This is a genomic window from Microvirga sp. 2TAF3, assembly GCF_052114965.1.
Classification (GTDB): Bacteria; Pseudomonadota; Alphaproteobacteria; order Rhizobiales; family Beijerinckiaceae; genus Microvirga.
The window spans coordinates 18,237-44,180 of sequence record NZ_JBFRFT010000026.1 but is presented as its reverse complement, the minus strand read 5'-3'; the positions used below and the strand labels follow the sequence as shown (position 1 = coordinate 44,180).

The 25,944-nt window shown below is 57.2% G+C and carries 18 protein-coding genes; 8 read left to right on the top strand and 10 right to left on the bottom strand.

The genetic code is table 11. The features are described 5' to 3' along the window. Nucleotides 1-131: 131 nt before the first annotated feature. Entirely contained in the window at nucleotides 132-374 is a 243-nt protein-coding gene (locus AB4Y97_RS19695; RefSeq protein ID WP_442000746.1) for a WGR domain-containing protein, read from the bottom strand. A 283-nt stretch (nucleotides 375-657) separates the two neighbouring features. On the opposite strand from AB4Y97_RS19695, the gene repA reads away from it, so the two are divergent. The 4 genes from repA (at nucleotide 658) to AB4Y97_RS19675 (ending at nucleotide 5,747) form a co-directional block, all read left to right on the top strand. Further along, nucleotides 658-1,872 carry a plasmid partitioning protein RepA gene (repA, locus tag AB4Y97_RS19690; protein WP_442000745.1) on the top strand — a complete coding sequence of 405 codons (1,215 nt, stop codon included), beginning with the start codon at nucleotides 658-660 and terminating at the stop codon, nucleotides 1,870-1,872. Then, nucleotides 1,869-2,882 carry a plasmid partitioning protein RepB gene (gene repB, locus AB4Y97_RS19685; protein WP_442000744.1) on the top strand — a complete coding sequence of 338 codons (1,014 nt, stop codon included), beginning with the start codon at nucleotides 1,869-1,871 and terminating at the stop codon, nucleotides 2,880-2,882. The genes repA and repB overlap by 4 nt, the downstream gene beginning before the upstream one ends. Before the next feature lie 180 nt (nucleotides 2,883-3,062). Then, nucleotides 3,063-4,211 carry a plasmid replication protein RepC gene (repC, locus tag AB4Y97_RS19680; RefSeq protein WP_442000743.1) on the top strand — a complete coding sequence of 383 codons (1,149 nt, stop codon included), beginning with the start codon at nucleotides 3,063-3,065 and terminating at the stop codon, nucleotides 4,209-4,211. 621 nt (nucleotides 4,212-4,832) lie between these two features. Continuing rightward, nucleotides 4,833-5,747, top strand: coding sequence for a hypothetical protein (locus tag AB4Y97_RS19675; RefSeq protein WP_442000742.1), 915 nt, complete (start codon nucleotides 4,833-4,835; stop codon nucleotides 5,745-5,747). 144 nt (nucleotides 5,748-5,891) lie between these two features. Here AB4Y97_RS19675 and AB4Y97_RS19670 read toward each other — a convergent pair whose 3' ends face one another. Beyond that, nucleotides 5,892-6,422, bottom strand: a complete 531-nt coding sequence (locus AB4Y97_RS19670; protein ID WP_442000741.1) for an RNA 2'-phosphotransferase — start codon at nucleotides 6,420-6,422, stop codon at nucleotides 5,892-5,894. A 170-nt stretch (nucleotides 6,423-6,592) separates the two neighbouring features. Between AB4Y97_RS19670 and AB4Y97_RS19665 the strand changes: the two genes are divergently transcribed. The 3 genes from AB4Y97_RS19665 to AB4Y97_RS19655 all read left to right on the top strand — a co-directional run bounded on the left by AB4Y97_RS19665 (nucleotide 6,593) and on the right by AB4Y97_RS19655 (nucleotide 8,538). After that, nucleotides 6,593-6,922 carry a helix-turn-helix domain-containing protein gene (locus AB4Y97_RS19665; RefSeq protein WP_442000740.1) on the top strand — a complete coding sequence of 110 codons (330 nt, stop codon included), beginning with the start codon at nucleotides 6,593-6,595 and terminating at the stop codon, nucleotides 6,920-6,922. Between the two features lie 125 nt (nucleotides 6,923-7,047). After that, nucleotides 7,048-8,037: an IS5 family transposase gene (locus AB4Y97_RS19660; RefSeq protein WP_442000748.1), complete on the top strand. Its 990-nt coding sequence runs from the start codon at nucleotides 7,048-7,050 to the stop codon at nucleotides 8,035-8,037. 168 nt (nucleotides 8,038-8,205) lie between these two features. Then, nucleotides 8,206-8,538 carry a hypothetical protein gene (locus tag AB4Y97_RS19655; RefSeq protein WP_442000739.1) on the top strand — a complete coding sequence of 111 codons (333 nt, stop codon included), beginning with the start codon at nucleotides 8,206-8,208 and terminating at the stop codon, nucleotides 8,536-8,538. A 397-nt stretch (nucleotides 8,539-8,935) separates the two neighbouring features. Here the strand turns inward: AB4Y97_RS19655 and AB4Y97_RS19650 are convergent, their stop codons facing one another. The 4 genes from AB4Y97_RS19650 to AB4Y97_RS19635 form a co-directional block, all read right to left on the bottom strand. Then, nucleotides 8,936-12,382, bottom strand: coding sequence for an AAA domain-containing protein (locus AB4Y97_RS19650; protein WP_442000738.1), 3,447 nt, complete (start codon nucleotides 12,380-12,382; stop codon nucleotides 8,936-8,938). A 241-nt stretch (nucleotides 12,383-12,623) separates the two neighbouring features. Next, nucleotides 12,624-14,039 (bottom strand): hypothetical protein, encoded by a 1,416-nt coding sequence (locus AB4Y97_RS19645; protein WP_442000737.1) that lies wholly within the window; start codon nucleotides 14,037-14,039, stop codon nucleotides 12,624-12,626. Beyond that, nucleotides 14,036-18,766, bottom strand: coding sequence for an AAA domain-containing protein (locus tag AB4Y97_RS19640; protein ID WP_442000736.1), 4,731 nt, complete (start codon nucleotides 18,764-18,766; stop codon nucleotides 14,036-14,038). Before AB4Y97_RS19640 ends, AB4Y97_RS19645 begins: the two co-directional genes overlap by 4 nt. A gap of 331 nt (nucleotides 18,767-19,097) precedes the next feature. Beyond that, nucleotides 19,098-19,679: a recombinase family protein gene (locus tag AB4Y97_RS19635; protein WP_442000735.1), complete on the bottom strand. Its 582-nt coding sequence runs from the start codon at nucleotides 19,677-19,679 to the stop codon at nucleotides 19,098-19,100. 240 nt (nucleotides 19,680-19,919) lie between these two features. On the opposite strand from AB4Y97_RS19635, the gene AB4Y97_RS19630 reads away from it, so the two are divergent. Further along, nucleotides 19,920-20,768 carry an FRG domain-containing protein gene (locus AB4Y97_RS19630; protein ID WP_442000734.1) on the top strand — a complete coding sequence of 283 codons (849 nt, stop codon included), beginning with the start codon at nucleotides 19,920-19,922 and terminating at the stop codon, nucleotides 20,766-20,768. Nucleotides 20,769-21,202: 434 nt separating this feature from the next. Here AB4Y97_RS19630 and AB4Y97_RS19625 read toward each other — a convergent pair whose 3' ends face one another. From AB4Y97_RS19625 to AB4Y97_RS19610, 4 genes are all read right to left on the bottom strand, one after another. Beyond that, nucleotides 21,203-21,919 carry a hypothetical protein gene (locus AB4Y97_RS19625; protein ID WP_442000733.1) on the bottom strand — a complete coding sequence of 239 codons (717 nt, stop codon included), beginning with the start codon at nucleotides 21,917-21,919 and terminating at the stop codon, nucleotides 21,203-21,205. A gap of 1 nt (nucleotide 21,920) precedes the next feature. Beyond that, on the bottom strand, nucleotides 21,921-24,782 hold the full coding sequence (locus AB4Y97_RS19620) for an HsdM family class I SAM-dependent methyltransferase (protein WP_442000732.1): 2,862 nt from the start codon (nucleotides 24,780-24,782) through the stop codon (nucleotides 21,921-21,923). Between the two features lie 31 nt (nucleotides 24,783-24,813). Beyond that, nucleotides 24,814-25,002, bottom strand: a complete 189-nt coding sequence (locus tag AB4Y97_RS19615) for a hypothetical protein (protein WP_442000731.1) — start codon at nucleotides 25,000-25,002, stop codon at nucleotides 24,814-24,816. A 232-nt stretch (nucleotides 25,003-25,234) separates the two neighbouring features. Continuing rightward, the gene (locus AB4Y97_RS19610; protein ID WP_442000730.1) at nucleotides 25,235-25,672 is read right to left on the bottom strand and encodes a hypothetical protein; all 438 of its coding nucleotides are present in this window, start codon (nucleotides 25,670-25,672) and stop codon (nucleotides 25,235-25,237) included. Nucleotides 25,673-25,944 lie beyond the last annotated feature (272 nt).

The window sequence follows — 25,944 nt, the reverse complement described above, 5'->3', positions numbered from 1 at the left end:
GTAAGCTCCCCCTTTCTCCCGACCTTAAGCGGACCGTCGAATGACCTATCTGGTATAGGGCGGCACTAAATAGCTTCATGCGACGCCTTAGGATCTCACCGAGAAGATCACAAATATTGAGCTATACGCGGTCAATACGTCAGCCGGATCCGGTATCCCCGACGCTGCTTCCGAAGCAGCCATTTCTGGAAGGAAACAGCGGCACTCTCCTCATTTTCATATAGTTCGACTTTGCGCTGCCCTGCGGTGCCGATTCGACCCCACTCGCGGATCAGAGCTAGGTCTCCAAATAAGCTTGCCTCTATCGACAGAATATAGAAACGGGCCATGTTCTTGGCCGAATCGGAGCGATTGAGGACGACGAAGTTGGGCATGAGTCCGAGTCTCTTTATTGAACAGCTTGGGGTCCAATCAGTGTTTGGAATCATTCACAAGGTCGGGATTCTTGCCCGTGATGGATGAGTAACGTCGGTTTTCAGCTGAAAACTTTTGGGACAGGGCAGGGCGGTTTTCAGCTGATAACTCGAAATAACCATGGGGTGCGGTAAGGAATGGCTCACAGCTGAATCCGAAGTGACTTGACCGTTAACCTTGTCTAAATATCCGAATCGCATAAAGCTTACGGTCGCAACTCGTAGAACGGTATCGGAGCGTAACTTGCCCCACCAATTAGCAAACACGGATACTGCCGAACCAGCAGTCTCGAGTTCATTATCAAGCGCTGTCGAAGCCGACGCTCAACTTCTTTCTGCTCAACTGCAGGACATTCGAAGCCGCCTCTTTCCACCATCCTCAACAAAGACGTTGAGGAAGCTCGGATCAGGCGAAGCGGCTAAGCTCATTGGATGCAGCGACGGCTACTTACGCCAGCTCGATCTCTCCGGCGAAGGCCCAGCCCCTGAGAAGGGTGTCGCCGGTCGCCGTCTATATACACTGGAGCAGGTCAACGAAATCCGTGAGCTCATGGCGAAAGTGAAGCCGACGTACTCGCGCCATCGCAAACCAAGCGAGCGGCTTCAGGTCATAGCCGTTACCAACTTCAAGGGCGGGTCGGGCAAGACTACCACGACAGCGCACCTTGCGCAGTATCTCGCCATGCGCGGCTATCGCACGCTGGCGATTGATCTCGACCCACAGGCCTCGCTGACATCTCTGCTCGGGCTCCAACCAGAGTTCGATGTCGGGCCAAACGAAACGCTTTATGGCGCGATCAAGTATGAGGACGAAGTCCCGCTACGGAACGTGATCCGCAAGACCTACTTCGCAGGTCTTGATTTGGTTCCGGCCAATTTGGAGCTGCAGGAGTTCGAGCATGACACACCGCGTGTTCTTGCGGAGAAGCGTCGGTCATCCGACCGACTGTTCTTCGCTCGCGTGGCGCATGCACTCACGACCGTCGATGACGATTATGACATCGTCGTTCTCGATTGCCCGCCAGCTCTCGGCTTCTTGACGCTTTCGGCTCTGTGTGCAGCACGATCAGTTCTAATCACGATTCACCCGCAGATGCTCGACGTCGCGTCCATGAGCCAGTTCCTTCACATGACGGCGAACTTGCTGTCGGTTGTCGAGAAGGCGGGCGGTGATGCCAACTACGACTTCCTCCGCTATCTCGTCACTCGCTACGAACCCCAAGACGGGCCGCAAACACGCATTGTCGGGCTCATGCGGTCGCTGTTTGGTGAGCGGGTGATGACCAACACCATGCTGAAATCGACGGCTGTCGCCGACGCCGGCATTACGAAGCAGACGCTCTACGAAGTTGGACGCGAGAACATCACTCGTCAGACCTACGATCGCGCTATCGAGTCTCTCGATGCGGTCAACGGCGAGGTCGAGGATCTGATCCGGAAAGCCTGGGGTAGGGCATGAGCAAGCGAGCCAATCATCTCGATAGTCTGCTATCGCCGATCAAGCGGGACGAGCCAAAACCGATGCCGGAGCGCAAGCCGTCGGCTACCCCAGGCTCGATCAAGGTCATGGGTATGGCGCTCGAGAGCCTCAACGCCGATGCGGAAGAGGTCGAGAACCTTCGCTCGCAACTGGCCTCCGGCGATCGCGTACTGGAGCTCGATCCAAAAGCCGTCGATCACTCGCCCTTTCGTGATCGTCTGACCGACACCGGTTCCGATCCAGTTTTCGAGGCATTAAAAGCGAGTATCGCCGACGGCGGACAACAGGTTCCAATTCTCGTCCGACTCCATCCGAAGGATGAGGGGCGTTATCAAGCTGCCTATGGTCATCGCCGGCTTCGCGCTGCGCGAGAGCTAGGACAGAAGGTGAAGGCGCTTGTCCGTCCGCTGACCGATGCCGAGCTCGTCGTAGCTCAGGGTAAGGAAAACCTTGATCGGGCGGATCTCAGCTTCATCGAGAGGGCGCAGTTCGCGGCTACCCTCGAGGAGAGAGGATTCGATCGGGCTACGATCATGTCCGCTGTCGAACCCAACAAGGGCAATCTATCTGTCCTGCTCTCGGTCGCTAAGGCGATCCCAGCCGATGTGATCGCGGCCATCGGGCCGGCTCCAAAGATCGGGCGCCCGCGCTGGCTCGAACTGACGGAGGCCCTGAGAGGGAAGGGCGCTCTCGATCGTGTCCTTGAGGCTACCGCCAGCGATCGCTTCCAAGCCGCTGATAGCCATGCCCGTTTCAACCGCGTCCTCACTGCGGCCACCGGTCCCCAGGAGAAGGCGAATAGCGATACGCGGATCATCACAGCTTCTGGTCGGAAGGTTGCAAAGGTCTCACAGACCGGCCGCGACCTGAAGATCTCGGTCGACAAGGGATTGGACGCGGGGTTCGCGACATTCCTTGCCGATCGGTTCGCAGAGCAGCTTCCAAGCCTCGCTCAGGAGTATGCCAAGGCGAGGGAGGAGGGGACTTAATGTAACCGCGGCAAAGCAAAAGGCCCTCGGAGCTGGTAACTCCAAGGGCCTTTGGGTAATCACCACTGGTATGGCAATCAAAGTCGTTTAGCACCTTCTTTATGCCATCCCAGCGAATCAGCTGTCAAGAACATCGGATTCGGTGAACGATCCTGCTTTGCCCTCATAATGGAGGGTACGGTGCAACTGGCATCGACAGGAGGCCGGCAGCTGAGACATGCTGCCTTGGCCGCAAGAAAGCTTGCCTTTGAGGCAGGCCGTACAGTCACGCGCAAAGAACTCTCAGCCGCAGCCCGGGACGCGGAGAAGGCGCTTGAGCTGCGTCCAGCTCAGCGCCTGGTGCTATCCGAGCTCGTCGCCTGCTGGGGCGAGCAGAATTGGGAGAGGCTGCTGGTTTGGCCGTCCAATGACCATCTGGCGAGCCGCACAGGGCTTACCGAGCGGTCCATCCGGCGTATTTTGGGCCAGCTCACGGATCTTAAGCTGATCGTGGCGAAGGATTCTCCCAATGGGAAGCGCTTCGCGATGCGAGATCTCGCCGGTGATATCATTGACGCCTATGGCTTCGACCTGACGCCGATCTATGCAAGGCGAGGGGAGTGGACCTCCATGCTGGCCGAGCAGAAGATCATGCGGGAGATCCGCAAGCGGGCCTATGACGAGGTCACCGTGGCCCGCAGAGCCACAGAGGAGGCCATCAGCGCTCTTGCACAGCATTTCCCGGCACTCGACCGCTCCGACCTCGACGATCGCTATAAGACCCTGATGAGCCGCACCCCAGTCCGCTCGACGACTGACCTTCCAATTGGGCTGCTGCAGAATTGGAAGGATCTGCGAAACCTCGCTGAAGAGGCTTTCTATCAGACCGGCAATGGAGGACTCAGAGTCCAGCACAAAGAAACAAACAACGGATCTCCTAGCGAGTCTTGTACAAAAAGCTTTCCGAAGAAAGCTGAGGCGGTTCTGCCAAAAGAACGACCGGCAGAGCATCTATCACCAGCTTTGATCGTTGAAGCTTGTCCAACGATCGCGGATTACGGCCGACCTATTCACAACACGGATGATATTGTTGGGGCAGGGCGATATCTGCGTGCGTCGCTCGGTGCGCACGAAAGCGCCTGGAATGAGGCCGTCGCCGATCTTGGTCCTGTTGGTGCGGCTGCCGCGGTCATCTACGTGCTGCAGCTCTATGACGATGACGTGTCGAGCGGTTCGCAGCGGATCCGCAATCCTGGTGGGTATTTTCGGGCACTCGTGCGCATGGTGAAAGCCGGCAAGCTTAATCTCGAGGTCGAACTACTGGCCATGCGGAGGAGGCGGATGTCGTGACAGCCATGAGTTCAGGTCTGGCCATCACAGTGGGGATGGCCTGCTGAGGTGTTTTCATTGCGAACCTATAAGGACTTCCATTGGTGCAAGGAGCGCGTGGCACCGAAGTCCAGTTGGGCGGCGGTTTGCCCGAGAGGGATATGGTGCGGCCTTTCAGGAGGAATTGTCGGATGACCCAAAACGGGGCTGAAGGAACGCGCCCTCAACAGCGCCGTAGTGACGAAAGCTCCGCTCTTCCGCGAAGCGGCCCACGACAATTAGCGGAGCGGCTCGGAGAGAATTGTCATAGTGGGTTGATAATTCCATTATCGAAATTGTACAAAATGCAACATTGTAATACTAGATACCATCCAAGCTCATCCTGTCTCGCCTCAAAGCTGTCCATTGATTCTGTCCTCGGTTCGTGTCAATCGCTTGACCACCCTCGCCCAGCTCCAGGGTCAGACCCGTCACGCCTTGCGGCTCGACGAGGTCTCTCGCAAACGCCTCAGAGCGGGGGCGACAGCCGGGACCTGCCTGGCCTGGTCCAAGGATCCAGACAGCGATCCTCGAGACATCCTGGCCGCCTACAAAACTCATCGAAATCAAACTGGGGCAGGGGAGCGAAAGGGAGCTCCTCTGATGATGCAGGCCTTGTGCGTCGTTTCACCGGAGTGGGTGCGGGAAACCGGAGGACTGCACGATCCTGACAATCCGCGGAACATTGCTCTGTTCAAGGCAGCCCGGGCGTGGGCTGAGGAATGGGCCGGGGAGGGGAGTGTGATTACCGCCCGCCTGGACCTGGACGAGGCAGGTGGGAGTGTCGTGGACCTCTGCATTTCGCCTATCCGGTCTTCGCGGGGGAAACCCAGGATCAGCACCAATAAGCCGTTACAGGAGCTCAAGGCCGCCACGGGGGAGCGAAATGAGTTTGCTGCTCTGCAAACCTCGTGGGCCGCCTATGCTGCCTGCCATCTCGACACCCGGATCCGGCGCGGCACCCGCAAACAGATCACCAGGATCGAGCATGTCAGCCCCGAGACCTATGGACGGCTGAAAGATCGCGCTCGCCGGGAAGCGGAACGAGACTTGGACGTGAAGCAACGGCAGCTCCAGTCGCGCGAAGCCTGGATGAATGCTCGCTACGAGGCATGGGAGCAACAGAAGGCTCACGAGGGGCGCGATCTCGCTCGGGAGCGCGCTAAGATCAGCCAAATGGCCGATCGTGCCAAGGCTATGTTCGAGAAGTCCAAGCGCTTGCTGATGAAAGTGGAAGCGCTGTCTACTATCGCTTCCAGCGACTTATTGAGCGGGTTCGCCACTCTGCGCTCGGTTGTGGCAACACTCCTTGTGCGGGCGAAGTGGGTCCAGAAGGATCGCAGCGGGCACCAACAGCTTTCAGAAGAGGCGGAAATCACTCCCGAGCAGTATAGGAACTTGTCCCTTGCCTCCGAGGCAATCAGTGCGGCTGTGGACCTTCAGGAGCTTCAAGCCAAGATCGATAACAGCGACGTCCAGGACGATCCTGATTACGACAGCGGTTTCTCCGGCCCTTGAAATTGCCTGTCTGTTGAACCCAGCACGTGCTGCAGATGATCTCACAATGCGGCAGCTGAAGACCTTCTCGAGGCCTCTATTTTGGCATCTCCGTGGGGGATTCGCATTTCTACAAATGGCGACAACAGAGCCAGCGGTTCTTCTTTAAAAACTGAGGTATTGGGGGGGAACGTGCCCGGTCAGCCAGACACCGTTATCCGCCTGCCAGAACGTTTTGCCATCTGCGTGCATGCGGGCTGCATCGACGCGTAAAACCACTGCCTTGCCGTGTCGCTCACCCACTTTCATCGCGGTTGACTCGTCCAAGGACAGATGGACGTGCTGGCGCCGTCCCGGCTTAAGTCCCTCCGCGAAGATAGAGTCCAGATTGGACCGAGCCGTTCCATGGAACAGCAGCACGGGAGGTTCGCTCGCCTTCAGCCCCAGGTCGATCTTGAGGGAGTGGCCCTGCGCCGCGCGAATGCGCCGGCCATCGTCTGACAGAGTGAAGCGCTGCTTGTCGTTCATCGCGACAACAATCTCTAGTGTCTCGCGATCGAGTTTGTAGCCGGCTTTCTTCGCCTTGATGATTAGGTCGTTGACCGAGGTCCAGCCGTTTGGGTCCAGAACCAGCCCGAGGCGCTCGGGAGCATGGCGGAGGACGTGACTGAGGAGTTTACTGATTTCCTTACTCATCGGGGGTCTCAAATCCAGCTTGACACCAGCCAGGCCAGAAGAAGACGTGCTCCTGCTTTACCTGGAGGCTGGGTCTCCCTATGGCTCTTCCCTGCTTGGTTGATGGCTCATAAGCATTCATATATGACTATTAAAGTTTGGTAAGACATCATATATGAACGGTTATAACTTTGGCAACAAAGTCTCAGATTTCGCCCTCTGTACAACGCGCTCTTCGCAAGCTCGGTGCCGACATTGCCATTGCGCGCCGCAAAAGGCGTCTGCGTATATCCGACTTGGCCGAGGCTGCCGGGATCTCTCTAAGTACCCTGAGGCGGCTCCAGCAGGGAGACCCGGCCGTCTCTCTGGGCGCTCTCGCAATGGTACTGATGGTTTTAGGTGAACGACACCGGATCAATGATCTCATTGATGTCTCAAAGGACGATGCGGGCTTGCTCCTAGACATTGCTCGTCTTCCCAAACGTATCAGGCAGTCAAGCAATGAGCCGCAAGGGTTTTGACAAGACTGGGCGAGTTATGGCTGGTGAGAAGCTGCTGAGACTCCTGCTAGGGGGCGTTGGTGCATGAATCGTTAGCGGTGCTTGTGTCGTCGAGCGGTCATCGAAATAGCCCGTTGGTCGCCGCCCTGCCTTTCAAACACAATGCTGCCCGCCGCCATCGTATCGGCAAGATGAAGTTCGAGGTGGCGAACTGGGCGGAATATGAGGCAGGCCTTCGTCGGCGTGGCAGCCTGACGCTGTGGATGACCGCGAAGGCGCTGTCGTCTTGGCAAGCGGCGAAGCGGACGACGGGCGGCGGGCAGCCGCGCTATTCCGACTTGGCGATCGAAATGGCCCTGACCGTTGGCCTGGTGTTTGGCTTGCGGCTGCGCCAGACGGAGGGCTTGCTCATATCGCTGCTTGAGTTGATGGGATTGGATCTCGCCGTGCCTGATCGCACCACCCTCAACCGGCGAGCGCGGACCTGGCACTCCCCTGAAGGACGGCAGGGTCGCCGGATTCTAGGAGAAGGGCCTGTTCACATCCTCATCGACAGCACCGGGCTCCAAGTCTACGGCGCCGGCCGGTGGCTGGAAGAAAAGCACGGCGCCAGGACGCGGAGGGGATGGCGAAAGCTGCATCTGGCGCTGGACGCCGACAGCGGCGAGATCGTAGCCCATGTCATGACCGATCAGGACACCGGTGACGCCTCGCAGGTGGATCCGCTGCTCGACCAGATCGCGGTGCCGATCGGGCAGTTCACCGCCGACGGCGCCTATGACGGCAACCCGACCTACGACGCCGTCACCAGTCACAGCGTTGGCGCCATGGTCGTCATTCCGCCGCGCGCCAATGCGGTGGAAAGGTCGGACACCGAACCCTCCAATCAACGAGACCGTCATATCGCGGCGATCACCACAGACGGCCGGATGAAATGGCAAGCCGTCACGGGTTACGGCAAACGGTCTCTGGTCGAGACCGCGATCGGCCGATACAAGGCCACCATCGGGAGACGGTTGAGGGCGCGGTCGTTCGGCGCCCAGCAGACAGAGGTCGCCATCGGCTGCACTGTCCTCAATCGCATGCTGGCATGCACACGCCCGAAAGCCGTCCGTCGCATTGGAACCACCTCATAAACGACGGCATCAAAGACCATAATCCGCAAAATTCACGATCCCTGCACCAACGCCCCTGCGCTCATCAACCGTCACTCGCTGAACAATTCGAGCGGCTCGCCGCATAGGCAGATACGAACCACCCAAAGATCTTTTTGCCCGCAGTCAGAAATTGCGACAGAGCCTTTCGTGTTCGATACAAAGCTCGGGACAGCTACAATCGACCGGAAGGTGAACTTTGATAAGATCGCTGACTTCAATGTGAAGGATGACACGATCTGGCTGGACAATGCGGTGTTCAAGAAGCTCGGCAAGGGCACCATCAGCAAGCATGGCAAGCTGAACAAGGCCTTCTTTACCATCGGCGACAAGGCCAAGGACAAGAACGACTACCTCTTCTACGACAATAAAAAGGGCGTCCTTTACTATGACGCGGACGGCTCCGGCGCGAAGGCGGCAATAGAATTCGCGATTGTCAAGAAAGCCCTTAAGATGACGGCGGCAGATTTCTTTGTAATTTAAGTTCCTAGGTGCGTGTCCCCGGATCACTAGTGGTTAAAATCTAACACTTGGTACCCAACCCGCTGTGGTCGGCTCAAACCCAAAGCGGAATTTGGACAAACGGCAGCTTAGTGCCATCAGCGGCCATCGGAACGCGTCTCGTTGAACGACCGAAATCGACCGTAAGCAGTCGGTCGGCTCTTGTCCGGGCAACATAACAGAGCTGACATTATACTTGGCTCTGCGGCCTCGGACGTCACTGGAAGCTATCCTCAGATACCAGACGTCCCTAACTTGGTGACCGTTAGCCCAAGACAAGCCGCCGAACGCAAAGCTAGCGAACGCCGATCATCAATCAGATCCCGCACGTCAGCGATTCCACGAAGCTGCCACCTATGAACTCCCAGTTCGCCAAACTTTATTTCAGTGGGTGAGTGCGGGCTTTGAGGCTGTCTTCGAGGGTTTGGATCTCAGGCCCCAAATGCTTGCCGCGATAGACAATCGATGTCTCGTGACGGGCAAATTCGCCTGTCCGGTGGGCGCTGAACCAATTGAACGAGCCGACCGCAAGCAAAGCGCCGTCCACCCATACCAGCTTGCTGTGAAGCTGTTGGACAGCGTGGAGCGTCGCGCCAATACCGGTCAAAATCTCGTGGGCTTCCGCGAACATGTCCTGGTCGGACTTGTTGCGGTCGCGGGTCAGATAGGGGTCGGCATAGATCTCCACCTCGACGCCCCTTGCGCGGGCTGCGGCGATCGCGTCGGTGAATCCAACCCGTTTCATGGTTGCGATGTTGATCCAGGGAGAGACAACGCAAAGCCTGCGCCCGGCATTCGCAAATTCCCGCAGCAGAAAAGCGTCATGCTCGGCCGCATCGCGCAACGATTCGAGCGTTCGCGTTCCTCGCGACAGATCGGTTCGCGATGGCACGTCGAAGGCCATCTCGTTTGCGCTGTCTCTGGAGAGGAAGCGCGCAAGGACGGATCGCGGGCTCCCCGGAGGTGCGGAAGCCAGCATGTCCATGTCTCCAAAGACTAGAAAGGCATCTTTCGCGCGCGAGACCGCCACGTTGAGCATGCTGGGCGAGAGGTCGATGAAACCGCCATCGGCATGTTTGGAGTAGACCGGTGAAAAGATGACCACATCGCGCTCGGCGCCCTGCAGTGCATGCACTGTGCCGACAGTCATGCCCTGCCGTCCAACGTCGATGCCAAGCGCAGCGCAGGCGTTGCGGATTTCGCGAACCTGGCGGCCGAAGGGTGTGACGATCCCGATTATGTCTTCCAGGCGCTTGCCGTAACGTGCTTTCAGAATTTCGGCGTTAGCGGCGAGCCAGGCTGCAATGGTCTGCGCCTCCAGCGGATTAAACCGGCTGCCGCCCGCCGATATCGCCATACCGTCAATATGGAGATAGCCCATCGGGCGCAGTGCGCCATCCGTAGCCGAGCCACGCATAGGTTGTAGTGTTCCCTTGTAGCAGAGCTCATTGCAGAAACCGATGATTTCGTCAAAGCAGCGCCGGTGCTCAAAGAGATAGAGGCCCCGCTCTAGCTCCGGATAAGGGTAGAAGCGGCAGGCTGACTGTGCCAGCCGCATCGTGCTTCCGCTGCGCGATGTAAGGCCGACCTTGTCGAGATCTTGCAAAGCCTCCCGGCCTCCGCCGGGCGGCAGGAGCCCTGCCTCGATCAGGTTGCCGGTATCGACGGCGGCGGTCAGTGAGGAGATGGGCTCGATCTGCTGAATGTCCCCGATCACCAGAGCCCGTTTCGCCAGCGCGAAGGATGGTCCCGCGACCTCAGGCAACACCTGGCCTGCCTCGTCAACGATCAGAAGATCGATATGATTGAACAGATATTCCGTCCGATAGCTACCCGAGGCATTGTCCCGGCAGGTCATCTTGCGCGGCAGCGTAGCGAAGGTGGAAACGGCGCATGGCGTCAGCATCATCCGGCGAGACCACATGGGTTCGACCATGCTGCGGTCGTTGCCGCCGCGGCCGTTTTTCTGCACCTGCTGGAGTTCCGGCAATGCTTTCTCCATCTCCAGCAGCCAGCGCCCTTCCCAGTAGTGGGTGGCGAGCAGGAAGAGAGGGAAACGCACGGAACGATCGGCCGCGCGGTCGAACGCCAACAGATCGGCGCCCTCTTGTGAAGTTGGCAGAAGATTCGCCGCTAGCGTGCGGCATGCCTCTTCCAGCAGCCTTTGCTCTGCCATGGCCTGCTTCGCCTGATGGCAAGCGTCCGTGGCTCTTTTCGCTCGCGCGGCGGTATCGCTCGCATACACCTTCAAACGGCCGTCGATGGCATCGATCCGCTCGACCGTTGCAAATTCTTCGGGCGCACGCGCTTCGCGCAAAAATACTCGCGCCCGCAGAACTCGCCTTTTCGCGACCAGCGGCAGGAAACCGAACAGAGAAAGCAGCATCGGCTCAGCCGCAAGCCAGCCCTCCCATTTGTGCAGCAGATCCTCGGCTGCGCCCATTTCGGCTGTGCAACGCTCCTTCGTCTCGCGAAGCCTTGAGAGGGCGGTACTCGGATCATCCCCGAGCATTCGCTCGACAGCATGATTCGCCGCGCGGCATTTCGCGTAAGCCTCATCGGCCCGAACGAGCACGCTGCTTTCTTCTTGCAGGCGCTGATGCAGCGCATGGACGACCGCTGCCACGTCCGCCTGCTTCAGGCGTGGGAAGGCGTTCCGAGCCGCCTGAAGATAGGCTATGCGGGCGCGGTCCAGATATTCTGGCGTTTCGAGTTTCTGGAAAAAGCGTTCAGTCTGATATTTCGTCGAGGCTTCCTCTTCCCGGCTGGCTGCGGCGAGAAACAGGCCGAAGCTTTTGATGCCGGGCAGCCAGCGCCCCGCAAGCGGGCCTTGCCCTTGCCCGAAGTCCTTGCCGAAGGCGTCGATGATGTTCGTGACTGCCTGATTGTTAGTGGATGCCGCCACGATCAACGGCGGATCGGCTTGCTCCAGCGCGCCGCGCACCCATTCGCCGGCAATAGCCGACAGGAGCATCGTCGTCTTTCCGGTGCCCGGCGGGCCGTTCACAGCCAGAATATCGCCATCCCGCGCCTCAGCCAGATGTGCAAGCACTTCGCGCTGATGATCGGTGACGGGAAACTCGTCGTTGGAATGGCCGAGACGTTTCGCCAGCGGGAAAGGGGCCTGGCGTGCGGGTTCGATGTCGCAGGGAACCCTGCGTGCAAAATTTGCCAGAAGCGGACTTTCCGGTGCTTCATGGATAAGGGTATCGCTCAGATCGAGGATCTGCTTTACGGTCGCGGCCGCCTCGGTCGCCGGTCGGATCAGCCCCTGGCCGACGATCTGGTATTCCGGGTCCGAAGCTGGCCAGTCGCCGCCGACTTCTGCCAGCATCTGTTGCCAGTGGTCCCGGTATTGCTGCCAAAGATCCGGATCTTCATCTTTAGCCGGGAAGGGATGGGCTGTCAGGAAGCTGTCGAGATCTGCGACGCGGCCGACCGAGAAGGCGCCACGCGCGAGCGGATCGAGTATGTCCCGTGCAATGACGCTGTGGCTGGGAATGATGCGCCCTTCACGCGTGACCTGTGCTTCGGTCACAACTGGGGTGACTTCGAGTGGCAGGCCATCGCCGCGCGATCTTGTATGCCGGCTTTGCCGACGAGCATGTAGCGGGCGGTAGCTTACCGCAATGCGCCGCACATTCTCGGGCACCTTGTCAAACAGGAAATCGACGGCCTGTTGTCCCAGAATGCCGGTCTCGGCCTCCTCGCATGACAGGCCGTGAAACTCCTCGAGCATCTTGCTCGTCAGGCAGGCGTCTCCGATCGCACTGTCCGTGACCGCCGATCGCCAGTATTTTAGAATGGCGAGATCCGTCTTAGCCATTACTTACCCAGGGAATGCGTTGCTCTAACTGTTATCTTCCATAAGGTTGCCGGGTATTCAACATTTGCCGCGCAAGACACACCGTCTGCTCAAAAAGATCGCGCCGCAGGTGGGCGCGGGCCAGGTTCCCATACACCGGTTTGGGGCCGGAAGCAGTTGGGCCGCTTCTGAGCGACTAATGCGAGAAGCGGACGTTCGGTTCGACCGGGATGCCCTAGTGCCTGGCCAAACACGCGCGATCCTAGCCCGTGGAATTGCTGTCTGAAGCAGCATCCCCGCTGCGTGCACCTGTTCCATCCCTGTCGCCGACTTCTCGATTCCAGAGCTCCTCGGCCTCCTTATCGCGTATAATACTAAGACGCTCCGCTATCCGGCCAAGACGCTTTGGCTCAGTGACCAATCCGCCAATCGGAACGGCATGCTGCTGGACAGGTACATGAATGTTAACAAGCGCGGCCACCCCAGGAACAAGCAAGACTTCGAGATTTGACGGTAGGTGAGCTTGTGGAAGCAGAACCCCGCGGTCAAAAATCCGCTTATGATTTAACCTCGTGGACTTAACCGTTGACCGTGGCATTGTGAGTATCGCCCTGACATCCGGCTGATTATTGTTTCGCAGAGCATCCCTTACTTCTGTTAATGCCTCCGCTACGCGGGTCGTCCGCCCCCATGTCGATCCGCTCGGCCGTAGCCAGATCACCTCGGTGATCCGTTGTTCGAAACTTGCCTCTGCAAACTTCTGCAGCAGCCGTTCTATATTCCCTTTCAGGTAAGTCGCGCCGACACTGGGGCGGTACCCTGAACCGCTCAACTCCGACAAGCTGAACGCTTCCACCCACGCTGATTGCTCATCGGAGCGCTGCAGTAGTGGAGACAAGCGCGCATCACCCGTCATGCGCTCGAATTCCGCGATGGCTCCTGACGCGAGGTCCGGGCCCGTGACTACTTGCCATGCATCGTTTGCAGCAACGGCAAGCTTCTGGAAGCCGGAAGCACTGTCCGCCGCTTCGGGAAACGTGGGGCGTACGCCCAACCGATCGAGATCGAGCACGAGCCGCGCCTGAAGCGCTTGGTAGCCATAAGCACCTCCTTCGACGCCGGAGATCGAATAGAGGTTGATGGCGTCGGGATCTGGAATACGCCTAATACGGCGCGCATAGTCCCTGAAATTATCTTCGAACGCGCGGCGCGCAAATGCTTCTGGAAGATCGCGAGCGTCTGGTAGCTCAGTCAGCTTGACCATAAACTCCGCCGGTCGAGAGCGAGACCGCGGCACCATCGTTCGGCTCACCAAGTCGAACCAGACGTCGCCAACAAGCGGCGCTATTTCTACGACGTGCGGCACCCCTTCAACTCCGCTGGATTTGAAGAGCTCACGCCCAGCTGGGGCGAGCACAGCCTCGTCGCCGTCGAACTCAATGAGGCTCCGCCGGCCCATGTCGACTAGCACCGTCTCCATCTCGCCGGCTGAAAACCCAAACCAAGACCGCATCCGCGTCACAGATACTCGCTCGAGTATCGCCAGCAGCCGCAGCACGAACTCGTCAACAACGGGCAACTGCCTGTCACGTGTAATCGTGGCCCGAACCGTGAAGCGACGGCACGAGATTTGAAAGTCGACAGCGTCTATTTCAATTCGATGCGATTCTACAGTCATGAATTGATCTCCGCCGCATCTCGAACACCCGCATCTTCTCGGTTCATGCGCTTAATCCTATTTAGCACATCACCCATAGGAGATTTGCATTTCGCGCTGGACCACATTTCCGAGTTGCCGACGATATAAAGTCGCTCCTTCGCCCTCGACATGGCGACGTTGCAGCGGTTCTCACGTCCAACATGGCCAGGCTTCCTCTGGTCGTTCGCTCGGACGAGGGTCACTATGACAATCGAGTTTTCTTTCCCTTGATAGGCGTCCACGGTATCGATCACGACCATCCGCCTAAAGGCCTCAGGGAACGGTTGCTGTGCCCATTCACGTTCGATGCGCCGCTTCTGTTCGCTGTACATGCAGATGACGCCTATTGCGGGATCGCTCCGCTTCGCCAGTTCCTCAACCAGCGCCTGCTCTTTGGAGATCCGATGGAGGAGTGACATGACCGTCTGTATCTCCGCCTCATTCCATATATCTCGGTGATTGTTGCGGTCTCGCTCCAACGCTCCAGGCAGGGAGGACGTATCCAGCCACACCACCGGCTGCGCGAGATCCGGAGGCAAGTCCGAGAACGCCGCGTCCGCTATTCTGTCTGGCGACGACTTAAGCCTTACCCCATGCGGTGCGTAGAATACGTCCGACACGAGATCGCTGATGACAGGAGTCATGCGATATTGTTCATCAAGGACGCGAGCGTTCCGACGCCCGTAGGGCGAAGCGAATGCGCGTTCGAAGTCCGACTGCGCAAGCGCCTTGCCTAGCCCCCCAAACTCCTCGCGTAGCCCCTGCTGAACAGCTCGATCAACCATGGGTCGAAGCTGTCGTTGGTCGCCAACGAGGAGAACTCGGCTTCCAAGCTGGAGCGGCACGGCCAGTTCGCCGCTAGTGCATCGTGCTGCTTCGTCCACTATGACCCAGTCAAATGCACCAGATTCCAACCGAATTTGGGACTGCCCCAACCCTACACAGGTCCCGGCGACGACCTGCCGGGTCTTTGCGAGGAATTCGTCGAAGTTCCGGTGGCCTGTTGCCAGCGTATCTTTCCAGTCGTTTGCCAACGCCACCAATTGCCTTGTCTTTGATAGGTCGCTTGGACTTGTTCGGGGATGAGAAGCTGAAACGGCGCGGAAGGCGGATTCAACGATTGAATCGAAGTCGACGTCCCCGGCGGTGATGGCCGCTTCGCCGAGCAACCTCTCCGCTTCCCGTAGAAATGCTTGCTCAAGTTTCCGAAGTCGGGAGTCCAAACGGCGACGCTCGTCGCGCACCATATCTGCTTCGCTTGCTAGCCTCACCAACAGGATCGACCGGTGGAGCGAAACAAGCCTTTGATCGACGTTGACCACGTCATGCACAAATGACCGCGGAACTCCAGCCGCAGCGGCGGCGTTTGCCACTCTAGTCTTGATACCGTTCTCAAATCGAACTCTGTATCGCTCCCTTAGCGTTCTAGCCTGGTACGGGCGGACGCGCTCCGTCGCTCCTCGGGAGCCAACCCGGAGTAAGTCCGCGCTACCGCCGCGAGCTCGGTATGTCTTAAGCACTTCCTCAAGAACATTGTTCACCGCTTCATGGGATTGGCTTGCTACGAGAACGCGTCGAGCGCCACCCTGTGTAAGAAGCCAATGCGCGAAAGATGCAATGAATCGCGTCTTTCCCGATCCCGGTGGCCCCTGGAGCAAGCCGACTGGACCAGTCTTCAGAAGCTCTCGAAACGCCCCTCGCTGACCTTCATTCAGTTCGTATGCGGCCAAGTCGCTTTCTGCAATCTTGACCTCGTAGTTGACGTCGAGAACATTAACATTGGGATCGAAATAGTCGATCAGGTCAGGAATAACGCTGGCGTTGCGCGTGATCCGTTCTACAGCCCGACGGCGGCGCTCTTTTGAAACACGATCCCGACGATCAATAAGAGAAACGTATTCTCCCTCGGCCACCGAGAATTTCTGATTCCGGATTGCAATTTGTTTCGTGTCGCACCCAGGAACATCAAGCTGTCCCACCCGGCGTCCCTGAACGCCGCCTTGGCGAACCTCAACGATATCTTCGTCCTCAAACTCAAGGGGCCTGGGGGTCTCGTATTCATAGACCGCAGACTGTCCCTCATCCGCTAGGCGACGATCGAGGCGAACTTGGAGAACTGTATCTTCTTCGATCTCTGCCGCCCGCATCCACATTCGCCTGACATCGAGGTGCTCCGTGCCATCAGCAGCAACGAGATCTCCTTCTGCCAATTCAGCTGCGGCCTCAAACTCAGATACTTCGTCCTCGCCCTCCCAGTCCGGTGCCTCCTTCCGCGCCTCCTCGGACGTAGCTGTTTCGGGATCAACATGGCCTTGTAGAAATCCGACAAGCGCAGCGACATCGCCGTGACGATCTCCTCGCTGAATCGAGATGTTCATCGCCACGCTAGTGCCACGTCCCAGCTCAACTAAGGCCGCATCCCCAAGTTCGACCGCCTCGACATCCCCATCCCTGATCCGCACCAACAGGCGCTTGTTGAGGCCCGTAATCCAGAAAGCTTCAAGATCATCGCTAGGACGGTAGCGTTTGACCCAAAGCTTTCCGTCATCAGTCTCGAGAGACATTTCAGCAGGGACAGGACCAACTATTTGGAACGTCGGTGTCGGCTCCTTGCGTAGTTCGTAGAGTGTGTCGGCGATTGCCTCGGCAATTGGCTCCAAGGTCTCGACGGGTCGCCTTTCCATCTCACCTTTCGCTCTAGCAACCAGCTGCGACGACGTGGGCGTGCCCAACGCGTTCGCGAACTTCACAACCATCTTGCAAACCGCGAAACGGTCAATCTGCTGCGTCGTACAGCGCTCACGGTCTTCCGGTGCCCAGGCCGGGCTGCCCAGTCGTCCGGGCCCGACCAAGGAAATGTCCAATGCGTCGATCAGGCAGACCTTATCGTCGTCACCCACGATAACGTTGTTGGGGTGAAGGTCTCCATGCCCAAAACCGCGAGTATGGAGCGCGTCGACTGATGAGACCAGGTTTGCCAACACATTGAGCAGGACTTCCTCGTTCGGAGCGACATATTCGTCTAGTGGAGCACCATCCACCCACTCGGTGACGAGGTAAGCCCCCACTGGGGACAACCCGCATGCTACGACAGGGGCGATACCGACTAGAGGCACCGCCCTGAGCGCGACGGCCTCCTCGAGCATGGCAAGAAGCGCATAATCGCGATGCGCATCTCCACGGAGGAGACCATTCCAAACCTTGACAAGCGTTCGCCTCTGACCGGTGACGCTCTCGTACCTTGTAGAGTGCTGTCCGCTTGTCGTTTGCCCAGTTGGAGGGAACTGAATATAGGGAATTACGTCCGTTTGGAATTCATCCAGCCGCGACTGGTCAATCTGTGGCCCTGATGGCGTCTTGAGTTCGCCCAGCGCTTCCGCCAATCGCCGGCCATCCTCGAAGCGCTGGCCGGGAGCCGAGAGGGCCTTGTCAGCAACTTCCATCCAACTTGATGGTAGCGAATTGTTTTCACCCTCGAGAGCTGCAAGCTCGCGCATCAGTAGACCAACACTACGAACGTCGCGCTCCTTCCCGGTGGGTACGACATTGCCCCAATCTTGTTCCGGTTCCGAATAAGTGCCCAATACGCCAAGATAGTCAGCAACCGAGATATCGTCCGGGATCGTTGCCGAGAAGAATCCGGTCAACGCCATATTTGTCGGAGAACCGACCCAGACGGCGTCCCCACCAATGTCCCGATGTGCAAGGTCGTGCGAATGTAACTCCGCGATCATTGAAGCCATCGTGTGCGCAATATCCACGCGATGCTCACTTGAGAGTTCAGCCCCGTTGCGGGCCAAGTAGCGCCTGAGCGTCGTCCAGCCAGGAGGAACTGAGAGAACCTGATGATGCTCGGTCAGCACCTCGTCAGGCGGAGCGCCGACCTGCTTCAAGATCCCGCGTTCCGACATCCAGCTCGCGCTGTCCCCCAGGTATGCGACCGCGCGCAATTCTCGATCGGCGATCAATCTTCGTCCACCTGGCTCGTTCAAGCCAACGGGTAGCTTGTCAAACCGCCAAAGCCTGAGAAGCCCTTTTACACGTTCCTCCCGCGCCAGCTGAACCCGATGTTCACGCCAGATGTCACCACGATGAACGTAGAAATCCTCATCAGTTACCGCATAACCGTCCCATGTCATCTTTCTCGGCTGGAAATACGATCCGTTACCAAAGAGTTTTTCGAAGTCCTTGACCAGCATGTTTGGTTTGACAGTGGACAATGTGACTTGCCCGAGGAGTCTGTTCCGCTCCTTCTTGTCGCCAAGCAGCTTTGCCTCCTCTAAGGTGAGGACGTAAGGTTTTTCGCTGGCTGGCAGCAGATCGCGGGTCGAAGTGCCCGTCAGAACGACACGGGAATCGACGTAGACTTTGCTCAATGACGGTATCTGGTTCTTCAGTATACCCTTGATTTTCTTCGCTTTCTCATTTCCCAGAACGACAGGAGACCGTTCACGCTTTCCCGCGTGGACCCAGAGGTCGCCTTTTGTCGTAATTGGGCCGTTCCAGTCTTTCAGCTCCAGCAAAACCACGCGATCATCCATGACCACGAGTAAATCGATCTCAATCGGCGGACTGTTCTTAGGAAATGCGTTGAGAGACGCATACATCAGCCAGTTGATGGGGTACACCTTGGCAAGCGCATCGACGCCTTTCACTTCTCGGTACTGAATGCCAGCACTGCTTAAATATTTGACGCTACAAGCCATGCCCCCACACCCTGCTGCCCGATATCCCAAACCTCAAGCAACGTCGACTATATTGCAACTCTGCTGATTCGCTGCGACTAAGTCGTGCCCATCAGGCTACGCCCACCGGAATGTCCGCTTCTACGTCAGACAGATATTGCCTCTACGGCTGCCATGGGCGCAAAGCCGACATCGCTGATAAGCGGCACGAACTTCTGCTTTGGGTCAAAGCCGGTAGTACAGAGAAGATGAGTGTATGTCCGCTTTCCACCCAACGTGATGGCTTGGTCGCGGGTACCAAGCGTTAGAATTTAACCACTAGGGCCGCGCAAGCGGCCCTTCTTTTATGATGTTATGCGGCCGGTCGGACGCGATATTGCTCCCGCCCTCCGGGGAAGTAGCGGCGTAGGGTGGCCTCCGAGGTCTTAAACTGCTTCGCAAGCTCGGAGAACGATTGATCAGTATGCGTCAAGGATAGAAGGATTGTGGCCTTAGTGCTGTCGTTGAGGGCAGGGGGGCGGCCGCCCTGGCGGCCTCGAGCGCGGGCGGCGGACAAGCCTGCGTTCGTCCGTTCGCGGATAAGATCGCGTTCGAACTCGGCTAGGGCTCCGAAAACGTTGAAGACGAATTTTCCGCCTGCTGTAGTGGTATCGATGGCCTGGGTCAAAGACCGGAATCCGATCTCCCGCTTCTGCAGCTCTTCGACGGTATCGATGAGCTGCCGCATGGATCGCGCAAGCCGGTCCAGCTTCCAAACGACGAGGGTATCTCGCGGCCGGAGAAAGGTTAAGGCGTTCGCCAACTCGGGGCGGTCTGCTTTCGCGCCGGAAACCGTCTCTCGATAGATCCGCTCGCACCCGGCCGCCTTCAACGCGTCGATCTGCAAACTATCTGTCTGGTCGCTGGTGGATACCCGCGCATATCCGACAAGCATGGTGGCCCTCGCTCGATTCCAGTCTGTGAACCCTCGAAGTTGCTCAAAAGCCGTCCGAAGGCAAGATTTGAGCGGTTTGATTTTGAGACGAGATTTTGAGCGGCACGACCCTCTAAATAATTCGTCGCATCTGATCTGGTCGGAATCGGCCGCTTATAAACGACCGTTTATGAGCGGGCGTCCAATCTACATCTCGTGATATATAGTGGTCGCCGAACCTGCCCATTAGAGTACCCATCAATGTATATGACGAGTGAGAAAATTACCTGCTTGAGTGACTTTGTAAATTACATCACAAGATCATCAGACAATTCTAGGAGCGCTACTGTTTATCGTGGTCATAGTAGTGATGAATTTTTGCTAATGCCGAGTTTATTTAGAACACAAAGTCATTTGAGACAGGAAAAGTCTATTTTGAGGGAACTTATTTCCCGCCATCCACGTGAATTTATTGAAGATCGAACGACATTCGACAATCTAGTGCGGATGCAGCACTACAATCTACCCACCCGACTGCTAGATATTACATATAACCCGCTAATAGCTTTGTACTTTGCCTGTCAGGACGACAAGACGTCGGGTGCCTTTATCAAAATCAGCACCCGAAAGACGAGAGTTAAATATTACGATAGCGATACAGTTACCCTCCTTGCCAATCTTTGTCATCTTAGCCATAGACAGAAGCAACGCATTAAAACTCTGCTTGATGAAGAAGTTGAAGACGATGAATTCAACAATGCAGATATTGTGAACGACCTTCTTTATTACATAAGGCTTGAGAAGCCAAATTTTAGAGCAATGATTAATCCAAAGGATCTGGTCAGCATGTTTATTGTTAAGCCAAAGCAGAATAATAGGAGAATTATTGCACAACAGGGGGGCTTTGTAATTTTCGGCATAGAGCAAGAGCTGGATCAGGTGCTAGACCCGTATCTCAACATTCAAGCTATACCTATCTCTAAAGTTGTCAAAAAAAGGATCCGCGAAGAGCTTGACGGCTTCAACATCAACGAGAGCACGGTCTTTCCTGAGCTTGAAAAGGCCTCAACATACATCATGAGCAAAATTGCTCCCTCTGACATGTCATAGAGTATGACTTTGGTGCCGCATCAATGGGCTTGCGACGCGGGGCTGGATTACCCCCGTGAATGGCAACTCGACCGATCTCGTTTTGACGCAAGCGGGCTTCGACGCTGTCTAATGCATAGCTGAAGCCTGTTCGGATAGGCCGTAAACGGTCGCTTTTGAAACGCTGATTTGAGCATTGACCCACCCGGCCTGAACCTGTTTTGGCCTGGCGCAACGAACTATCGTCGCGAGGCGGAGATATCAATGGGACATGATCCGCTGGAAGTTAAGGCCAACCATGAATCTGGCCACGAGGTGATAGCTTGGCCCTTAGAGCTTAACGTTCACAAAGTAAGCATTGTCCCTGATGAGCAGGGCGAGGGACAGATACGGCCTAGAGAGGAACCTGGACTTCTAGTTAATTAGATGATGCCAAGCGATTGACAGTGCGCGGCTCACATTTCAATCCAAAGGTGGTCAATATGGATCGGCTTAAGTCCCAACTGCCGTCCGTGAGTGGACGCAAGCGCGGCAAGCCGATGTCGCGTGTTGTGGTCGACCAGCGCGAGCTTGTCGTCTATCGACCAGCCGTTAACTCGCTCCCCGACGATGCTCTCAATCCATGCATCGATCTGGCTTTGCCAGAACGCAACGTCCCTGTCCTGAACATAACCGATCATGACGGCGCGCGCATGCGACGCCCCATGATGTCCCGCCTTGAACCGATGGACTCCCCCGGTGGAGCTAAACTTGCTGATCAGATATTCGCGCTCGTCGCGGTCTTTGCCGGTTGGGGTCGGCAGCCGCTTGCACTCAATCGGCAACAGGGTCTGATACTCGTTATATGTGCGGCTTCCTATCAGTATCACGTGTCCACTTGGCGACGCCACCAGATCGATGGATCGGCGGCCATCAGCTTCATCGGGCTCTTCGCGCCGGAACTGGAGGATATCCCAGCCGGGTGAGTGTCGGGACAAGCTGTTTAGCCGCCCGCATAGCTGAGTCGTGAGTTCGTTCTCGCTGGTCTTTGCCTCCCGCTTTGGATCGTCGCGCCAGCCGGGCAGCGCATCGCTAATGAACTTGACTAGCGATGACAGCCATTCGCGTGGCCGATGAACGCCGGAGTCCAGCGATCCGGAATGACCTACGCTCTCGCCTTCGTCCGCCAGCATGTCAGAAGCCCTGCATTCTCAGGTCGGCGAGGATGTCATCCGAATCGCGAAGCGCGATTGACCGGGTCCAGAAACGGTGACGGTCGGGCTTGAGCAGGAAAACGAAACTCTTGTCGTAGAGGCGGATGATCCGGGTAATCGTCAGACTTGAGCGCCGACGCTCCTGCAATAACGTGTTAAGCTTTTGACGAAGCTCGTCGGCGCCCGACCAGTCGACCGTGCCTTTCCCGAAACCATAAGCTTTGCAGATCGCGCCAGCCCATTGATAGCTCCCTAGCGGGCGCAGCGGATTGCGATCATACACTGCGTTTATCTGTGTAGTGAGAACGTCATCGAAGCACTCCAAGGCCTCGGCGGGCACCCTCTGCATCACCTTCGCATCAGTGCCTAGACGTATGAAATCGCGCTGATATTCGACGGCATCCTGGGCGATAATACGTTCGTTGATGCTCAGATCGAGATTGCCGTCCTCAGGAAACGGCAGCGCGTACACATCCCCATTAAAGATCGCTGTAGCGCGCTGGGTGTAGAGTCGGGCGCTGATGCCAGCGACATAGGCCTGGAGGACGGTTGCTTCGCGTTTGAGCCAAGACGCTGCAGCGCGAAGTCGTTTGACGTCGCCGGGTGCCGAAAAACCGACCATCTCGTTCTTGAACACCAGATAGCCATCGGTCCAAACGTCCAGATAGAGGTCCTGATGCTCCTTGATGAGCAGAAGGGGTGCCATGAAGCGACGCTCGGTTTTCGGGTCCTTGATGCCAGTGTTGGGAACAACGTCGATCCTAGACCGATCAATGCCCTCGGGGCCAAGCGCATTGGTCGGCAAGAGCGGCTTGCCTATGAGATGCTCGACCTTGCTGGAAGCATTCTTCTGGCCGCCGAAATAACCCTCACCGGCATCCCAATCATGGGCTATCGCATATTCTTTGAGCGTCGGATATGCCCGGAGACGTTCAATTAGATCCTTGAAGCGGCTGCCGCCCAACAGGTTCGCGCGCCACACATCGCGCGAGCGTTGGGCCTCTACATTGCGCACCCAGTGCAGGTCGTAATAGTCGATATCGAAGCCCTGCTCGGCAGTCGCGCGCCCACTGCGGCGAAAGACTGCATGCATCAAGCGGCTTTCAGGTGCCGGCTTACCGGCCTCGGCAATGACGACAACGACCTTTGTATCTTTCTTGAACATGCCACGCACTGAGACAAAGTCGAGCAGCTCGCGGACATTCCAGCGCTCGAAGAAGCTGCGGCGGAAGGGGAGGGCATTCTGATTGTAGAGAAATCCAGCGGGCTCGACCATCGCAAGGATACCGCCTGGCTCAAGCATCTCCATCGCGTCGTGAACAAACAGATAGGCCAGCTGCTTGTCCGCCAAGGCACCGTGCGCCTTGGTATATGCTTTGTAGCTCTTCTTCGCGCCTTCGGTGGTAAATGACGACTCGAAGGGCGGATTGCCAACGATTACAGCCACCGGGGCTTTCATCAGCCCTTGGCTCTTGGCATTGAAGAAGCAGCTCCAATGAAGGGTTTCCCCATTTAGCCGGGGGAACAGCTTAACGCTCGCACGAATGTCTTCCGGTTGAAGCGCATCACATAGGCTCAAGCAAAGACTGAACGCCGCAAGCTCGACCGCACCTTCCTCAAGATCGATTCCATGCACACGCAATAGCAACTGCCGAAGCACATCTATGCCCGGCCGTTCCCAGCCATTTTTTGATCGCCAGTGCAGCACGAGACGCTTGTACGCCTCGACTAGAAATACCCCAGAGCCGCATGCTGGGTCGAGAATCACCCCCTCACCGGCCATCAGGGCGTCGATCCGCTCCCAGCTAAGTGCTTCTTCCAGCATTAGTCGGACTAATGCTGGCGGTGTATAGACCGAGCTAGAAGCGTCCTTGACGAAGAGCTGGTAGATATTACTGATCAGCTCTACCGGAAGATCGCGGAATGAATAGAGACGCCAGAAGCTGATCTGCCCAGTTTCATCCTCATAGCCTTGAACAAGCCGCGCATAACTGTCTAGCTCGGAACTCTCAGCCAGCGCCGCTCGCTCTTCTTCTTTCAGGCGAAACACATGGCCGTTGAAGCGCGCTTCCAGCGTCTCCAGCAGCTTGATCAACGCCGTGCCGTTGCCAAGCACTTCGAAAAAGCGGGTGGCATTCGGCAGCACACGCGCGAAATCTTCCGGGAGCAGGACCGCGCGTTCCTCGAGATAGGCGATCAGCAGCGAGAGAATCAGCAGCCGGCGGCGCAGCCGCGGATCGAGTAGATGTCTCTCCGTCAATCGGTGTGCGAGATCCCGCACTCCTACGACGAGCATGCGGTGTGCCGACTTCGTAGCCGAAAGCATAAGGCTGCATGCGTCGGGATCGTCCCAAATGGCGCCGTTGTGAAGGCGATCCGCATCCCACCACATATCGAGCTCGGCGATTTCCGCGCCCAGTTCCAACGTCCGGATCGGATTGCAGATCGGAACATCGTCCGGGCCGGCAAAGTCAGGCTGATGGGCGCATCGAAAGAGTTGAATAAGACCGGGGGCTGCGCGATAGATCAGCGGAACACCGCCCCAGCTCCATAGCCGCTTGTGTAACTTCGCGAAGCCCGCTCCGTCAGGATGATCACTAGCAAAGAAGATGAAAGCCTGAGCGACTGGCGCACGGCCATGCCGTTGTGCCTCGAAGAACACTGCACGGGCACCATAGGCTTTCGCGCGCTCAATGATCGCGACTTCGTCGGGTGTGCGGCCAATCGGATCAAAGCCTTCGACCGCGACGAGACCTTCGATCACCGGCAGATCACCGCCTTTGCCAATCGCAAACAGCCATTCAGCTGCGGTGAACGCAGCGCCAGATGCGTGCACCGTCATCGCTGCACCCGCATCTGGTCGGCAACGGTGGTCATTTCTGGCGCTTCTTCTTGGATAGGGCGAAGCCTTCCTTGAGGAGATCTGTCATGGTGATCCCTTGGGATGCCGCAAAGCCCTTGAACTCCTTTTTGAAGTCCGGGCTGACCTTAAAGTTTAGCGTCTTGTTTTCGCTGTCCGCGGCGCCGTCGGCGGCGGGACCATCATCCCGGCTATTGGCCAATCGACATCCCCTCAAAGCGCGACCGTCCCTGCCCGGCCCTAGAATAGGGTAAGGATACAGATTTCATTATTTCTGGCAAGCCAGAAATAATGAAATCTGGCTTTCTGGCTTGCATGGGACGAATAGGGTTGACTAAGCAGCAATGAGCTACGGAAGTACGGGCCTAAGAACGTTATTTTTCGAGCGATAACAATTACTTAGGTTCCATAAGATAAATTCTGCGAAAATGAAACTAGGCTTGCTCGTCGCGAAATCCCTTTCCGATCCATGACACGATCTTCCAACCCAGCCATCCGAGCATGAGTGCGGCGATCGGGAATGCAAATGCCAAAGCAATATCTGCGGCGAGAGATTGCCAGGTTGGCCGCACTGTATAGCCATAGAGACAATTCCGGGTAGGCGTCCGCAACTGTTCCGGTAACTGCTCAAATTCACCACTCTTGTAGAAGCGTTCGGCCGCGCCGCGATCTGCTTTCGTCCAATACGCGGCCTCCGCGGACTCCACGCATGACAGACGAGAAAAGAAGTTCTCGGGATCGTGAACGCCACCCACACCAAAGGTGTTCGTTTGCCGGTAACGCACCAGCGTCAGCGCCGCAAAAATCAGCCATATCACGGAGAGCACCACCCAGATCCGGAAGAAGCCGTGTGCTCTAAGCCTCATTGCCATTTTTCCGCCCTCCCCTGCCCTCTGCTTTTAACACAGACGGGCTGGGTCAGCATTCGATCCTTGGCTTCAATGAAACTCTTAAGATCAGCCCGGAGCTGGACAAGTTCGCTGCTGGCCCCTTCCAACACGCAAGCTGTTTCTTCAGCGATAAGAGCGTTGTCTAAGAATGGGAAAGAGCCCGACGCCTTGAGAGATCCTGAATATCCCATTGCTGCCCCCGGCAGAGGCACTATGATGCGTGGCTGATCATTAGATGGCTGACAAGTGAAGAA

Bases quoted from the DNA above. Each gene is read 5' to 3' on its own strand.
- repB (WP_442000744.1), top strand. From the start codon at position 1,869: ATGAGCAAGCGAGCCAATCATCTCGATAGTCTGCTATCGCCGATCAAG.
- AB4Y97_RS19625 (WP_442000733.1), bottom strand. From the start codon at position 21,919: ATGCTGGCGGACGAAGGCGAGAGCGTAGGTCATTCCGGATCGCTGGAC.
- AB4Y97_RS19635 (WP_442000735.1), bottom strand. From the start codon at position 19,679: ATGCTTGTCGGATATGCGCGGGTATCCACCAGCGACCAGACAGATAGT.
- AB4Y97_RS19640 (WP_442000736.1), bottom strand. From the start codon at position 18,766: ATGGCTTGTAGCGTCAAATATTTAAGCAGTGCTGGCATTCAGTACCGA.
- AB4Y97_RS19695 (WP_442000746.1), bottom strand. From the start codon at position 374: ATGCCCAACTTCGTCGTCCTCAATCGCTCCGATTCGGCCAAGAACATG.
- AB4Y97_RS19630 (WP_442000734.1), top strand. From the start codon at position 19,920: ATGTATATGACGAGTGAGAAAATTACCTGCTTGAGTGACTTTGTAAAT.
- AB4Y97_RS19620 (WP_442000732.1), bottom strand. From the start codon at position 24,782: ATGACGGTGCACGCATCTGGCGCTGCGTTCACCGCAGCTGAATGGCTG.
- AB4Y97_RS19610 (WP_442000730.1), bottom strand. From the start codon at position 25,672: ATGGCAATGAGGCTTAGAGCACACGGCTTCTTCCGGATCTGGGTGGTG.
- AB4Y97_RS19650 (WP_442000738.1), bottom strand. From the start codon at position 12,382: ATGGCTAAGACGGATCTCGCCATTCTAAAATACTGGCGATCGGCGGTC.
- AB4Y97_RS19675 (WP_442000742.1), top strand. From the start codon at position 4,833: ATGATGCAGGCCTTGTGCGTCGTTTCACCGGAGTGGGTGCGGGAAACC.
- AB4Y97_RS19670 (WP_442000741.1), bottom strand. From the start codon at position 6,422: ATGAGTAAGGAAATCAGTAAACTCCTCAGTCACGTCCTCCGCCATGCT.
- AB4Y97_RS19645 (WP_442000737.1), bottom strand. From the start codon at position 14,039: ATGACTGTAGAATCGCATCGAATTGAAATAGACGCTGTCGACTTTCAA.